The sequence below is a fragment of the Nocardia spumae genome (assembly GCF_020733635.1).
GTDB classification, from domain to species: domain Bacteria; phylum Actinomycetota; class Actinomycetes; order Mycobacteriales; family Mycobacteriaceae; genus Nocardia; species Nocardia spumae.
Map to the genome: position 1 here is coordinate 5,505,451 of NZ_JAJFZL010000001.1, position 16,592 is coordinate 5,522,042.

Sequence of the window (16,592 nt, forward strand, 5' to 3'; positions counted from 1 at the left end):
CCTGCCACCGATTCGGCAGGCTGTCCAATATTGCGGGGAAGGCCACCGAAAACTCGGTGGCGGAAGATAATTCGCGTGGTCGGTGACAGCGGAGATTCATCGTGCGGCCTTCCCGGATCGCGAAATGAGCTTCCGCCATCGGCTCGACGGTGTCCGCGCGCCCCCGCTGTCGCTGTCACCGCCATTCACGCGATCCGTCCAACCGGTCGTCATGGATTGCAACCGAGTCACGATTCGCCGCTTTTCCGGATCATCCCAATCCCCGGCCCCGAGCGCGGCTTCCAATTCGTCGAATACCGCATCGATCGACCGCACCTGGATTTCCCGGTCTTTCTCACCGAGTTTTTCGTGGAGATGGTCGGCGAGCGCGGTGGGAGTGGGGTATTGGAAGGCGACCGCGGGCGGCAGCGACAGACCGGTGGCGGTCTGGAGCCGGTTGCGCAACTCCACCGCGCCCAGGGAATCGAACCCCTGCTCGGTGAACGCGCGATCGGGATCGACGACGGCGGCGCCGGAGTGACCGAGCACGGCGGCCAGATGGTGCAGCACCGTGTCGATGACAGCTTGCCGCTGCCGCAGATCCGGCGTCACCGCCGAACTCGCCGCCGCACGCCGCGAGGCCGCCGGGCGTCGGCGCGGCGCCAGCTCTCGCAGCAGCGGGGGCAGCAGTCCGGCGTCGGCCCGTTCGCGGATCGCGCCGGTATCCACCGCGGCGATCACCGCGTGCGCCGCATCTCGTTCGAGGGCCGCGCGCCAACCGGCGAACGCCTGCTCATCCGGCATCGCGGCGAAGCCGTCGCGACCGATGCGGGCCATATCGGCCGCGCCGAGACCTCCGGTCATGGCGCCCGAACGTGCCCACAGACCCCACGCCAGTGACTGACCGGCCAGCCCGCGTGCCCGGCGGTGCGCCACCAGGGCGTCGAGGAAGGTGTTCGCGGCCGCGTAGTTGGCCTGTCCGGGACCGCCGATCGTGCCCGACACCGACGAGAACACCACGAATGCGGCGAGATTCAGATCCGCGGTCGCCTCGTGCAGATACCAGGCGGCGTCGGCCTTCGGCGCCAGGACCGCATCCACCCGGTCGGCGGACAGCGATGCGATGGTCCCGTCGTCGAGCACTCCGGCGGCGTGGATCACGCCGGTCAACGGCCGCTGCGCCGGGATGCCGGCCAGCAGTCCGGCCACCGCGTCGGGATCGGTGACATCGCGGGCCGCCACCCGCACCCGCGCGCCCAGTCGCTCCAACTCGGCGGTCAGTGCCGCCGCACCTTCGGCCTCGGGGCCGCTACGGCTGACCAGCAGCAGCGAGTCCACACCGTGCTCGACGACCACGTGCCGGGCCACGGCCGCGCCCAGACCGCCCGTGCCGCCGGTGATCAGCACCGTCCCGGTGCCGAAAGCGGGCGCCTCGCTCACCTTTCCGGACGATGCCGCGGGCCGGATGAGCCGAGCGGTGTGAGTGATACCGGCGCGCACGACCACCTGGGGTTCGCCCACGGCCAGCACGGTGGCGGCGAGCCGCTCGTCGACGCGAGTGTCCGTGTCCGCCACAACGATCCGGCCCGGATCCTCCGCCTGCGCCGACCGCACCAGACCCCACACCGCGGCGCCGGCCAGATCGGTGACATCCTCGCCGGACAGCGCGACCGCGCCACGTGTGGCGACCAGCAAGGTACTCGCGGCGAACCGGTCATCGGCCAGCCACGCCTGCAGCACCGCGAGAATCCGTGCGACCTCGGCGTGGGTGGCTCCGATCAGGCCGGCTCCGCGGTGCTCGTGCGATCCTGCCCCGGCCTCGACCACCACCAGCGGAGGCACCGGGGCTTCCGGATCCAGCCGATCCCACCGGCCCACGACCGAATCCCCGGCCGGGGTGGCGGATTCGGCCGGGGACCAGACGAGTTCCAGCAGGGAATTCGCCGCCCGGCCGCCACCGGCCGCGGCGAGTTGCTCGACCGGCATCGGCCGGCTCGTCACCGACCCCGACAACACCGGCTGTCCCTTCTCGTCGGTGACCCACAGCGACGCCGACGAGCCGTTCACGGTCAGCCGCGCACGCAAGACCGACGCTTCGGTGGCATACAGCGACACCGACTCCCACGAGAACGGCAACACCACGTGGCCCGCCGGGATGTCGAACGCGCCGGCCAGTAGTCCCGACTGGATGACCGCGTCCAGCAGCGCCGGATGGATCCCGAATCCGGTACCGCTCACGCCCGTCTCCGCGTCGACCGCGATCTCGGCGAAAACGTCCTCGCCCCGGCGCCACAGCTCCCGTACAGCCTGGAAGGCGGGGCCCATCTCGTAATCGCCCGGCAGGATCGCGTGGGCGATATCGACGGCGGTCGCCGCGGCGGGCGGCCATGCCTGCGGTTCGGGCTCGGCCGTATCGACGCCAGTGCTCAGCAGGCCGCGCGCATGCGCCACCCACGGTCCGTCGTGATCGTGTTCGCCACGGGAGTGGATCGATATCGTCCGTCGCCCGGACTCCTGCTCGGGCTCGACCACGATCTGAATCCGCACCCCGCCGGCGGCCGGAAATACCAGCGGCGCCTGCACTGTCAGTTCCTCGATCACCGGGCTTCCGGCTTCGGCGCCGGCGCACAGCGCCAACTCCACGAACCCGGTGCCGGGCAACAGTACGACCCCGCCGATGGCATGGTCGGCCAGCCAGGGCTGCGACAGCGGCGACAGCCGCCCGGTCAGGACGATCCCGCCCTCGGCCAGCGGCAGGACCGCGTCCAGCATGGGATGCCCGATCACCCCCACACCGGCGGCTTCGACACCGGCGACGCCGTGCGAGGGGGCGAGCCAGTAGCGTCGGCGCTGGAAAGCGTAGGTGGGCAACGGCACTCGCGAGACCGCGCGGGCGGTGAAGAACTCTCGCCAGTCGACGTCGACACCGGCCGCGTACGCCTGTGCCAGGCACTGCGCGAACTGCTCGACCTCGCCGCGCCCTCGGCGTGCCCCGGCGACCACCAGCGACTGCGCGGCGATCTCCGTGGGCAGGCACTGCTGGGTCATCGCCGTCAGCACCGCGTCCGGGCCGATCTCCAGGAATCGGCGCGCACCCGACGCCACCAGGGTGTCCACGCCACGGGCGAATTGGACCGTCTCCCGGATGTGGCGCACCCAGTACTCGGGCTCGAGCACCTCATCGCCCGCCCTCGCACCGGAGATGTTCGACACCAGCGGAATCCGCGGGCGATGGTAGGTCATCTGTCTCGCGACCGCCGCGAACTCGGCCAGCATCGGATCCATGCGGTGGGAATGGGAGGCAATGGATATCCGCAACCGCGAGGTCTCGCGACCGCGCTCGCCGAACCACCGCTCGACCGCCGACACCGCGTCCTCGTCGCCGGAAACCACCACGGCGTCGGGTGAATTCACGGCGGCGACGGACACTCGATCCGCCCGGCCGGCGAGCGCCTCCGACACCTCCCGCTCGGTCGCCGCGACGGCCAGCATCGCGCCGCCGTCGGGCAATTGCCCCATGAGGCGGCCGCGGGCCTCGACCAACCGGCACGCATCGGCCAGCGACCACACCCCGGCCAGGTACGCGGCGGCCGGCTCGCCGGTCGAATGTCCCACCAGGACATCGGGTGTGACGCCGAACGACTCCAGGAGCCGGGCGAACGCGACCTCGTACGCGAACAGCGCGGGCTGGGTGTACTCGATGCGATGCAGCACACTGGCATCGGCGTCGGCAGGGTCGCTGTCGGACAGCCGGCCGGTGAACATCAACTGCTTCAGCGATCCGCCCAGCAGGGGATCGAACTGCTCGCAGATCTCGTCCAACGCGGCGGCGAACACCGGGAACGCCTGGTACAGCTCACGTCCCATACCGACCCGCTGCGCACCGCCGCCGGTGCACAGGAACGCCGCCTTGCGCGTCACCGCGTGCCCCGCCGCCACATCGGCGGAGTCGTCGTATTCGGCCAGCGCCGTGAGTCCGGCGAGCAGCGTGTCCCGGTCCCCGCCCACCACCGCGCCCCGCCACTCCAGCCGGGCGCGCGTCGTCAGCAGCGAGTAGCCGATATCGTCGACGGTCAGGTCGGGGTTCTCGCTCACCCAGTTCCGCAGTGCGACGGCCTGTGCGCGCAGGCCGTCTTCGGTCTTCGCCGAAATCAGCCACGGGGTGATACCGGAGGCCACCGCACTGCCGCCGCCCGCGGTGTCGTCCGCCGGCTCCGCGGGAGCCCGGTCCGGCGCGGGGGCCTCCTCCAGGATGACGTGCGCGTTGGTGCCGCTGGCGCCGAACGACGACACCCCGGCACGCCGGATCCGCTCCCCCGCCGCCCAGGACTCGGCCTCGGTGAGCAGCCGCACCGTGCCCGCCGACCAGTCGACATGCGGGGTCGGAGCATCGACGTGCAGTGTCGCGGGCAGTACTTCGTGCCGCAACGCCTGCACCATCTTGATCACGCCGCCGACGCCGGCCGCGGCGGAGGTATGTCCGATATTCGATTTGATCGAACCGATGCGCAGCGGCTCTCCGGCGCGATCGCGACCGTAGGCGGAGATCAGCGCCTGCGCTTCGATCGGATCGCCGAGGGTGGTGCCGGTGCCGTGCGCCTCGACCGCGTCGACATCGGCCGGGGCCAGACCGGCATCGGCGAGGGCCTGGGCGATCACCTTCTCCTGCGACGGACCGTTCGGCGCGGTCAGCCGGTTGCTGGCGCCGTCCTGGTTGACCGCGCTGCCGCGGATCACCGCGAGCACCCGGTGGCCGAGACGACGGGCGTCCGAGAGCCGCTCGACCGCGAGCATGCCGAGACCCTCGGAGAATCCGGTCCCGTTCGCCCCCGCCGCGAAGGCCCGGCACCGCGCATCGGCGGACAGTGCGCGCTGCCGACCGAAGGCGATCAGCAGGGTGGGGTCGGACATGACGGTGACACCGCCGACCAGAGCCAGCGAGGTCTCGCCCCGACGCAATGCCTGACAGGCCAGGTGCAGGGCGACCAGCGATGACGAACACGCGGTGTCCACCGAGATCGCCGGACCTTTGAAACCGAAGGTGAACGACACCCGGCCGGCCAGCACACTGGCCGAAACACCGGGGTAGGCATGGCCTTCCGCCTCGGCGCTCAGCCCCGGTGAGCCGACGCGGGGGCCGTAATCCTGGTGGATGACGCCGGCGTACACACCGGTGTCACCGCCGCGCAGGGCCGTCGGATCGATGCCGGCGTCCTCGAGCGCCTCCCATACCGCCTCGAGGAACAGGCGCTGCTGCGGATCCATCGCCTCGGCCACACTGGGCGGGATCGTGAAGAATTCCGCGTCGAAATCGCCTGCGGCATCGAGGAATCCACCCTCTCGGGTGTAGATGGTCCCCGGCGTGTCGGGGTCGCTGTCGTACAGCCGCTCGAGGTCCCAGCCGCGGTCGGCCGGAAAGGGACCGACGGCGTCGGTACCGGAGGCGACCAGTTCCCACAGCCGCTGCGGGGTGTCGGCGCCGCCGGGGTAGCGACAGCTCATCCCGACGATCGCGATCGGTTCGGCGGCGCGATCTTCCAGCTCGCCGATGCGCTTCCTGGCGGCGCGCAGATCCGCGGTGACTTTGCGGAGATACCGGCTGAGCCGTTCCTCGTTGCTGGCGTCCGGGTTGCTCATGCTGGACCAAACTCCTCGTCGATCAGATCCAAAAGTTCGTTGTCGGAATGGAATTCGAGATCGTCGTAGTCGCCGTCGGACCACGTGCCGCCCAGGTAGGCGCGGAGGCGTTCGCTGACGCCCCGCAATCCCGCGACGGTCTCGGCGTCGTCACCGCCGTCGGCGATGATCCGCTCGAGCATGGCTTCGAGCCGCGCGATATCGCCGGATCCCGGCGCGGTGGCCGGTGCGGCCCGGGCGACCACGGTCTGTGCCAGCAGGTAGTCGGCGATATCCGCCGCGGTCGGGTAGTCGAATACCAGGGTCGAGGGCAGCGTCAGGCCCGTCACCTTCGACAGCCGGTTCCGGAACTCCACTCCGCCGAGCGAATCGAAGCCGAGTTCGTCGAAACCACGATCCGGCCGGATATCGTCGGCCGACTCGTACCCCAGCACCGTCGCCACATGGTGGCGCACCAGGTCCAGGACGACCCCGCGGCGCTTCGCCTCGGCCACGCCCCGCAGTCGCTGCGCCAGCGACGGTTCGGCGGTCGCCGTCGTCGCCGAACGGCCGCGGGCGGAGACGAATCCGCGCAAGACCGCCGGTACCAGACCGCCGTGCGCGTGCAGCCGCAGCGCGTCCCTGTCCAGGTGCAGCAGCGCGGATACCGGTGCCGCCCTGGTCAGCGCCTCGTCGAACAATCGCATGCCGTCGGCGCGCTCCAGCGGGGCCAGCCCCAGCCGCTGCAGTCGGCCGATGGCGCTACTGTCCAGCGCCCCGGTCATGCCGATGTCGGGCCGCCAGGGGCCCCAGGCGAGCGCATGCGCCGGCAATCCCTCGGCACGCCGCCGTATCGCGAGGGCGTCCAGGAAGCTGTTCGCGGCGGCGTAATTCGCCTGTCCCGCCGAGCCGATCATCCCGGCGATCGACGAGAACAGCACGAACGCCGACAGATTCTCGTCCCGGGTGAGTTCGTGCAGATGCCAGGCCGCCTCGGCCTTGGCAGCGAATACCCGCTCGACCCGGTCGCCGGTGAGGGTGTGGACGGTGGCATCGTCGAGTACGCCCGCGGCGTGCACCACACCGGTGAGCGGCTGTTCGGCGTCGATATCGGACAGTAGATCCGCCAGCGCCGCGCGGTCGGCGACATCGCAGGCCGCGATGCGCACCACCGCGCCCAGTCCGCACAGCTCCGCCGCGAGTTCCGCTGCGCCGTCGGCACGCTCGCCACGGCGGGAGACGAGCAGCAGCCGTCGCACGCCGTACGCGGTGACCAGGTGGCGAGCCAGCAGCGCGCCCAGTCCACCGGTCCCGCCGGTGATCAGAACGGTCCCGGAGCCGAACGAAACCCGCTCCTCCGCGACGGATGTCACCGCCTCCAGGCGCGGCGTCAGAACACGAGCGCCGCGCACCGCCAGCTGCGGCTCCCCGGTCCGGACCGCGGCTCGGATCGTCTCGGCCGAAATAGGCTGCGCACCGGTGGATTCGTCGGTGTCGAGCAGCACGATCCGGTCCGGATACTCGGTCTGAGCGCTCCGGATCAGGCCCTGCACCGCCGCCGCGGCGGGATCCGGCGCCGCATCGGCCACGGCGGCGGCGCGGTCGGTCAGCACCACCAGCCGCGAGCGCGCGAAGCGGTCGTCGGCCAGCCATCCGTTCACCAGGTGCAGCGCGGCCTTGACCCGGTCCACCGCACCGGCTGCCGGCCGCGCAGCATCGTGCGGTGCCCGAGATTCGGACCACACGACCACCTCCGGAAGGATCGCGGCCGTGGCGAGCGCCGCCAGATCCGGATATCGCTCGTCGATTCCGGGCACGCGCCCGGAGCCGAGCACGGCCGCCGTCTCGCTGCGCGTGGACCCCTCGGAGGTATCGATCACGTTCCAGCGCAACCCGTATCCGGCCGCGCCTCCACCCGGCAGCGCGGCCCGGAACCGCTGGACGTCGTAAGAACGCATGACCACTTCGTCGACGGAGACCACCGGACTACCGTCCCGGTCGACGGCCACGACGGTGATCGACTCGTCGCTGCGCAGGATTGCCAGCACGCGCAGGGTCCTCACCTGGGCGGTGGTGTGCAATCGCGTCGCGCCCCAGCGGAACAGGAGTTTGCCCGCGGTGGGATCCGCCTCGTCGTCCGACCAGATCAGACCCACGAGCCCGGCATGCAGCGCCATGTCGAACAGCGCCGGATGTAACCGGTAGCCGTCGGCCGGCACTTCCGGATTCAGGGTGACCTCGGAGTACATCGTGTCACCACTGCGCCAGGCGGCGTCGATGCCGAGGAACGACGTGCCGTATTCCAGTCCGGCGACCCGCGCCACCTGGTCGGGAATCCATTCCGCGGCCACCGGTTCGGCACCGATCGGCGGCCATGGCTCGTCACGCAGCCGCGCCAGTGCCTCGGCGGACGCGGTGGACGGACCGCGGCTCAGCACGCCGCTGGCGTTACGCGCCCACTCGCTGTCGCCGGCGTGGCGGTAGTGGACGGTGAACGACCGCCGTTCCGAGTTGTCCTGGCTGTCCGAGGCGTCCGGCGCCCGCACCAGCACTTGCAGTTCGACCGCACCGTCGGCGGTCGGGAGGATCGGCGTCTCGAGGGTGAGCTCGCCGACGGTGTCGTATCCGATTCGCCGGCCCGCCACCAGCAGCATCTCCATGAGTGCGGCACTCGGGACGAGCACCACACCGTAGGTGGTGTGGTCGGCGATCCACGGATGGGTGCGCAGGGAGAGCCGCCCGGTGAACAGCCACTCGTCGCGCTCGGCCACGCGCATCACCTCGGTGAGCACCGGATGCTCCCGCGTGTTCCGGGATTCGGCGTGGCGCGGTTCGAGCCAGTAGCGCCGATGCTCGAAGGCGTAGGTGGGCAGGCTGATTCGCGCCGGCCGGCGGTCGCCGAACCACCGATTCCAGTCGACGGCCGTCCCGGCGACATGCGCCCGGCCGAGCATCGTCACGAACTGCTCGACCTCGTCGTGCTCCCGGCGGGCCGCCGCGGCGACCACCGAGCGGGCGTCGATATCCGCGGGCAGCGTCTGCCGGGTCATCGCCGCCAGCACCGCATCGGGCCCGATCTCGAGGAACCGGCGCACTCCGGACGCCACCAGCGCGCGGACACCGGGTGCGAAGCGCACCGCGGCGCGTACCTGCGACACCCAGTACTCCGGCGCCAGGATCTCGGCGCCCGCCATTTCCCCGGATATGCCGGACACCAGCGGAATCCGCGGGGCGTGGTAGGTCACGCCCGCCGCCACGGTCGCGAACTCGGCCAGCATCGGTTCCATCCGATGGGAGTGGAACGCATGTGACACCGGCAACCGGCTCGTCTTGCGGCCCAGCTCGGTGAACTGGCGCTCGAGCTCGTCGACGGCGTCCTCGTCACCCGAGACGACCACCGCCGCGGGCGCGTTCACCGCCGCGACCGACACCCGACCATCGAATCTCGCGATCGCCTCGGCGGCCTCGGCCTCGGTCGCCGCCACCGCGAGCATCGCGCCACCCTCCGGCAGCGCCCCCATCAGCCGCCCGCGCGCCGTGACCAGCGCGCACGCGTCCTCCAGCGACCACACCCCGGCCACATACGCCGCGGCCAGTTCCCCGATCGAATGTCCGATCAGCACATCCGGCACGATGCCGAACGACTCCAGGAGCCGGTGCAGCGCGACCTCGAAAGCGAACAACGCCGGCTGGGTGAACTCCGTCCGGTCCAGTACACCGTCGGAGAACCCGCCTCCGAGCGCGCCGATATCACCGGCGGAATCGCCCTCGTCGAGCCGGGCATCGGCAGGACCGGCCGCCTCACCGGTCAGCATCGCCTGCTTCAGCGAACCACCCAGTAGTGGATCGAACTGCTCGCAGATCTCGTCCAGCGCCGCGGCGAACACTCCGAACGCGGCGTACAGCCCCGCGCCCATACCGATACGCTGCGCACCCTGGCCGGTGAACAGATAGGCGGTCTTTCCCGAGCCGACGGTGCCGGAAATCACTGCGGCAGCATCGGATCCGGCGGCCAGCTGCGCCAGCCGCGCCAGGAGCTCGTCACGATCACCGCCCAGGACCACCGCCCGTGATTCGTGCTGCGCCCGCGTCGTCGCGAGCGCATACGCCACCTCGGCCGGATCCGCGCCGGGGTGATCGATCACCCAGTGCCGGAGTTTCGCCGCCTGCGCCCGGAGGGCGGTCTCGTTCTTGGCCGACAGCAGCCACGGCGCCACGGCGCGGACACGGTCGCCGGCGGTTCCCGCCGTCGTCCCGGCCCGCGTTTCCGACGCGGGAGCTTCCTCGAGGATCGCGTGTGCGTTGGTGCCGCTGACGCCGAACGACGACACGCCCGCGCGTCGCACTCGCCCCCCGGCCGGCCACGGCTGCGCCTCGGTCAGCAGCTCCACATCGCCCGCGGACCAGTCCACGTGCGGGCTCGGTTCCTCCGCATGCAGTGTCCGCGGCAGGGTTTCGTGCCGCAGCGCCTGCACCATCTTGATCACGCCGCCGACGCCCGCCGCGGCGACCGTGTGGCCGATATTCGATTTGATCGATCCGACGCGCAGTGGCCGTTCCGCGCGATTCTGCCCGTACACCGCCATCAGCGCCTGGGCCTCGATCGGATCGCCCAGTGTGGTGCCGGTGCCGTGCGCCTCCACCGCGTCGATATCCGACGGCCCGAGTCCGGCATTCGCCAGCGCCGCCGCGATCACCCGCTCCTGCGAGGGACCGTTCGGCGCGGTCAGGCCGTTGCTCGCGCCGTCGGAGTTCACCGCGGTTCCGCGCACCAGCGCCAGTACCTCGTGTCCGTGCCGCCGGGCATCGGAGAGCCGCTCGAGCGCCAGCACACCCACCCCTTCGGCGAAGGCGACACCGTCGGCGGAGGCCGAGAACGCCTTGCACCGTCCGTCGGGCGACAGTCCGCGCTGCCGCGCGAAATCGACGTAGAGGTACGGGCTGGCCGCGACCGTCACACCGCTCGCCAGCGCCAGCGAGCTCTCCCCCTGGCGCAGCGCCTGACAGGCCAGGTGCAGGGAGACCAGCGACGACGAACACGCGGTGTCCACGGTGACCGCCGGGCCTTCCAGACCCAGCACGTAGGCCACGCGTCCCGACATCACACTGCTCGTGGTGCCGGTGAGCCGGTAGCCCTCCAGGTCGCCGCCCACCCGTTCCACGTAGCCCGAGTAGCCCGCTCCGACGTAGACGCCGGTATCGCTGCCCCGCAACGAGTTCGGGTCGATGCCCGCGTTCTCCAGCGCCTCCCAGGACACCTCCAGCAGCAGCCGCTGCTGCGGATCCATCGCGGCGGCCTCACGTGGTGCGATCCCGAAGAATCCGGGGTCGAAATCTCCCGCGTCGTAGAGGAATCCACCGCGCCGGGTGTAGACGGTTCCGGGCTTGTCGGGATCGGTGTCGAACAACCGCTCCAGATCCCAGCCACGATCGGTCGGAAACTCACCCGTCGCGTCGGTTCCGGAAGCGACGAGATCCCAGAGCTGATCCGCTGATTCGACACCGCCGGGGAATTTGCAGGCCATACCCACGATCGCGATCGGCTCGTCCGCCCGGACGCGGCGCGCGGCCTTCGTACCGGGGCCGGACACGGTCGGCTCGATACGAGAGTGCACCAGCTTCGCCACCGCCGCCGGAGTCGGATGATCGAACACCAGTGTCGACGGCAGTTGCAGGCCGGTGGCCTTGCCGAGCCGGTTGCGGAACTCCACGCCGCCGAGTGAATCGAAACCGATCTCGTCGAAGCGCCGGCCGGGCACGATATCGGCGGCCGAATCATGTCCCAGTACCGCCGCCGCCTCGGTCAGCACGACCTCCAGCACCACCTCGCCGCGCCGCGCCCGCGGCGCCTCCGCCAGCCGGGAGGCCAGTGCGCCCGCAGTGGCCGCCGGTTGCGCCGGGCGCGTCGAACGCCGCACGAATCCGCGGAGCACCGCCGGAACCGCGTCCGCGTCGGTCTCGCGACGCAAGGCGCCGGCGTCGAACCGGATCGGGGCCGGACACGCCTGCCGGTGTCCGAGCGACTCGTCGAAAAGCCGTATCCCTTCGGCAGTGTCGAGCGGGCTCAGCCCCAGACGTTCCCACCGCGCCAGGGCCGCGCGGTCCGAGCCACCGGTCATACCGCTGCGTCGATTCCACGGCCCCCATGCCAGCGAGGTGGCGGCCAGCCCCGCACCGCGCCGTCGCCGTGCCAGCGCGTCCAGGAAACCGTTCGCCGCCGCGTAACCGCCCTGCCCGGACGATCCCAGCGCCGTCGCGATCGACGAGAAGAGCACGAACGCGGACAGATTCAGGTCGCGGGTCAGCGCGTCCAGGTTCCAGGCCCCGTCGACCTTCGGCGCCAGCACCCGATCCACCTGGTCCGCGGTCAGCGACGCGACGGTGCCGTCGTCCAGAATTCCCGCGGTGTGCACGATCGCGGTCGGCCGAGGAGCCATCGTGTCCAGCAGGTCGCGCACCGCATCGCGGTCGGCGACATCGCATGCGACGACTCGTGTCTCGGCCCCGGCCCCGGCCAGCTCGGCGACCAGTTCCGCCGCGCCGGGCGCGTCGGCTCCACGCCGCGAGGCGAGCACCAGATGGCGCACCCCGTGCTCGGCGACGAGGTGGCGGGCGAACAGCGCACCGAGTCCGCCGGTGCCGCCGGTGATCAGCACGGTCCCGTCCCCGAACGAGGAACGCGCACTCGGGTTCTCGGCGGCGCGTGTCAGTCGTGGTACCAGGATCCGGTCACCGCGGACCGCCGCCTGCGGTTCGCCCGACCGCACGACCCCCGCGATCCGGTTCGCGTCGAGCGGCCGGCCCGGATCCTCGTCGACGAGCACGAACCGGTGCGGATGTTCCGACTGCGCACTGCGGACCAATCCCCACACCGCCGCGGCGGCCGGATCCGCAGCCTCATCGGGCAACCCGGCCGCACCGGTCGTCACCACGACCAGCCGGGCCTCGGACAGACGGTGCTCGGCGAGTAGCGACCGCACCGTCGCCAAGGCGTCGTGGACGCCGGCCCGCACCGCTTCGGGACCGTCGACGGAATCCGCCGCGGAGCCCGTTGACCGCCACACGATCACATTCGGAACATCCTCGGCCGCACCGATTTCGGCGATCGACGCGTACTCGGCGCCGATCCCCGCGACCGTCGTGTCCCCGAACACGGCCATCGAGACGGCGGTGCGGTCGGCTCCCGTCGACGGCGCGGCGGGCTCCCAGCGCACCTCGTACAGCCCCGCCTCGTCACCGGCGACGCCACGCCGGAACTCCCGCACGTCGTAGGAACGCATCACGACCGCATCCACCGACACGATCGGATTGCCGCCGGGATCGACGGCCGCGACCGAGAGGGTCTCGGGCCCGGCCGCGACCGCGATGACCCGCAGCGCTGTCACTTCGGCCGGCCACTGCCCGCTGTCGGTGTGGAATCGGGCCCCACCCCACCGGAACAGCAGCCGGCCGGTATCGGGGTCGACATCCTCATCGCGCCACAGCAATCCGGCGAATCCGGCGTGCATGACCATATCCAGCAGCGCGGGGTGCAGATCGTGGCGACCGGGTTCCGGCGCCGCCGCGGTGTCCAGCACGATCTCGGAGAAAGCCGTGCCGGCGCGGTGCCATACGCCACGCACACCGACGAACGCGGGCCCGTACTCGAGCCCGGCGAGCTTCCCGATCCGTCCGGCGAGTCCCTCACTGTCCACGACCTCGGCATCCACCGGCGGCCACTGCTCGGCCCGCAACCGCGACAGCAACGCCGAATCCTCATCGAGCTCCGCGCGGTCGCGCTCGCCCCCGAGCGCACCGGTGGCGTTGTGGACCCATTCGGCATCGGCGGACGTGCGGACGTAGAACTCGAACGGCCGGCGCCCGGACCGGTCCGCCGCCTGCACCAGCACCTGTACCTCGACCTCACCGTCGGGGTCCGGCAGAACCGGTGCCTGGAGGGTGAGCTCCTCCACCACCGCGCAACCGATCCGGCGCCCCGCGACGAGCAGGAATTCGATGAACGTCGCGCTCGGCACCACCACCGCGCCGTAGGTCATGTGATCGGCGATCCACGGATGGGTGCGCAACGAGAACCGGCCGGTCAGCAGCCACTCATCGGAACCGGCCAGCCCGACCACACCCGTCAGGATCGGGTGATCGGCCGCGGCGGGCGAGGCGTCGGCAGTGCTCGACAGCCAGAAGCGGCGATGCTGGAAAGCATAGGAAGGCAAGGCGATTCGGCGCACCGCGCGTCCCGTGAACCACGTCTGCCAGTCGACCCGGGCGCCCGCGACATGCACCCGCGCCAATGCGGTGACGAACTGCTCCACCTCGTCGGCCGATCGCCGCGCCGCCGCCACCACCGACGACGCCGACTCGAGTTCCGGGGACTCGGCCAGGCAACCGCGAGTCATCGCCGCCAGCACCGCATCGGGGCCCACCTCGACGAACCGTCGCACATCCTCGGCGACCAGGGTGTCCACCCCCGGCGCGAATCGCACGCCGCCCCGCAGCTGCCGCACCCAGTACTCCGGATCGGTCACCGCGTCCCCGGCGAGCTCACCGGTCACGTTCGACACGATCGGCCGACGCGGCGAACGATATTCGACGCCCGCGGCCACCGCGCGGAACTCGGCCAGCATCGGATCCATGCGCGCCGAATGGAACGCGTGGCTGACCCGCAACCGATTCGTCCGCACCCCCTCGGCGGACAGCACCCGCTCGATCTCGTCGATGGCATCGGCGTCACCGGACAACACCGTCGCCGCCGGACCGTTCGCCGCGGCGATCGACACGCCCTCGCCGAAGCCGGTGACGATATCGACCGCGCGCTGCTCATCGATCGCCACCGCGAGCATCGCGCCGCCGGCGGGCAGGGCGCCCATCAACCGTCCCCGGGCCGCCACCAGGGTGCAGGCATCCGGTAGCGACCACACCCCCGCGACGTAGGCCGCCGCCAGCTCGCCGATCGAATGACCGATCAGCAGATCCGGTGTGACGCCGAACGATTCGAGCAGGCGGAACATCGCCACCTCGTACGCGAACAACGCCGGCTGCGTGAATTCGGTGCGATCCAGCGCACCGGGCGCCCGATCCGCGCCGGTCCCGGATCGGCCGCCACCACCGCCGGCCGGCTCACCGGTGAACATCAGCTGCCGCAGCGAACCACCCAGCAGCGTGTCGAATTCGGCGCACACCTCGTCCAATGCCTGCGCGAACACCGGGAACGCCCGATACAGGCCCTGTCCCATCCCGGCTCGCTGCGCCCCCTGTCCGGTGAACAGGAACGCCGTCCGATCGGATCCGGCACGCCCTTCGATGGTGCCGTGCGCACCCGCGGCCACCTCGGCCAGACCGGCCAGCAGCTCGTCCCGGTCGCGCCCCACGACCGCGCCGCGCCGTTCCAGCTGGGCCCGCGACGTCGCCGCGGAATAGGCCACATCCCACACGTCGGCATCGGGATGGTCGATCAGCCACTGTCGCAGTCGATCCGCCTGAGCGCGCAACGCCTCCTCCGACCTGGCCGACAGCACCAGCGGAACGAATTCGGCCGCAACGGGTTTCGCATCCGGCCCCGGCTCCGGCTCGGCGACGACCGGCCGCGCGGGAGCTTCCTCGAGGATGAGGTGGGCGTTGGTGCCGCTGGCTCCGAACGACGACACTCCGGCGCGCCGGATCCGCTCCCCCTCCGGCCACGGCTCGTTGTCCCGCAGCAGTCGCACCGCACCGGAGGACCAATCCACGTGCGGTGTGGGCGCATCCACGTGCAAAGTCTTCGGCAGTACGCCGTGCCGCATGGCCTGCACCATCTTGATCACACCGCCCACACCGGCCGCCGCCGACGTGTGACCGATATTCGACTTCAGTGATCCCAGGCGCAGCGCCCCGCTCTCGTGCCGCGCGCCGTACGCCCTGATCAGTGCTCGCGCCTCGATCGGATCCCCGAGCCTGGTGCCGGTGCCGTGCGCCTCCACCGCGTCGATATCCGACGGGGCCAGGCCGGCGTTCGCCAGCGCCGCCGCGATCACTCGTTCCTGCGACGGGCCGTTCGGCGCGGTCAAGCCGTTACTCGCACCGTCCTGATTGACCGCACTGCCGCGCACCACGGCCAGCACGGTGTGCCCGAGCCGCTGTGCGTCCGACAACCGCTCGAGCACCAGCACACCGAGCCCCTCGGTGAAACCGGTCCCGTCCGCGGCCGCCGCGAAGGCCTTGCAGCGCGCGTCCGGCGACAGCGCACGCTGGCGCGCGAACGCGATCAGCAAGGACGGATCCGACATGATCGTCACCCCGCCGGCCAGCGCCAGCGAGGTATCACCCTGGCGCAGCGCGTGACACGCCAGATGCAGTGCCACCAGCGACGACGAGCAGGCGGTATCGACCGATATGGCCGGGCCCTGAAAGCCGAAGGTGTACGCGATCCGGCCGGACAGGACGGCATTCGACACGCCGAGGTAGGCATGACCTTCGGTCTCGGCGGACAGATTCGGCGAGCCGATGCGGGGACCGTAGTTCTGATGGATGACCCCGGCGAAGACACCGGTATCGCTGCCGCGCAACGCGATCGGGTCGATTCCCGCGTCCTCGAGCGCATGCCAGGACGCCTCCAGCATGAGGCGCTGCTGCGGGTCCATCGCCGCGGCCTCGCGCGGGCCGATGCCGAAGAAGGCCGCGTCGAAATCGCCGACGGCGTCCAGGAATCCGCCGTTGCGGGTGTAGATACCACCCGGCACGTCGGGATCCGGATCGAACAGCCGTTCCAGGTCCCACCCACGATCGACGGGGTAGTCCCCGATGGCGTCCACACCGTCGGCCGTCAGGCGCCAGAGTTGTTCGGGTGAGCGCACCCCGCCGGGATACCGGCACGCCATTCCGACGATCGCGATCGGTTCCCGCGAGCGGTCGGTGAGCTCGCGCAGTTGCTGTTTGGTGTCGTACAGCTCCTTCGCGGTCTTCTTCAGATACCGGCGTAGCTCGTCGTTGTCGGCCATCGGTGGAACTCCAGATCGTATTTCGCA

Annotated in this window: 2 protein-coding genes; both read right to left on the minus strand. The window is 71.0% G+C overall.

Features of this window, described 5'->3' with window-relative positions:
- Positions 1-96: 96 nt before the first annotated feature.
- Entirely contained in the window at positions 97-5,616 is a 5,520-nt protein-coding gene (locus LKD76_RS24625) for a type I polyketide synthase (protein ID WP_227983798.1), read from the minus strand.
- The gene (locus tag LKD76_RS24630) at positions 5,613-16,565 is read right to left on the minus strand and encodes a type I polyketide synthase (protein WP_227983799.1); all 10,953 of its coding nucleotides are present in this window, start codon (positions 16,563-16,565) and stop codon (positions 5,613-5,615) included. Before LKD76_RS24630 ends, LKD76_RS24625 begins: the two co-directional genes overlap by 4 nt.
- Positions 16,566-16,592 lie beyond the last annotated feature (27 nt).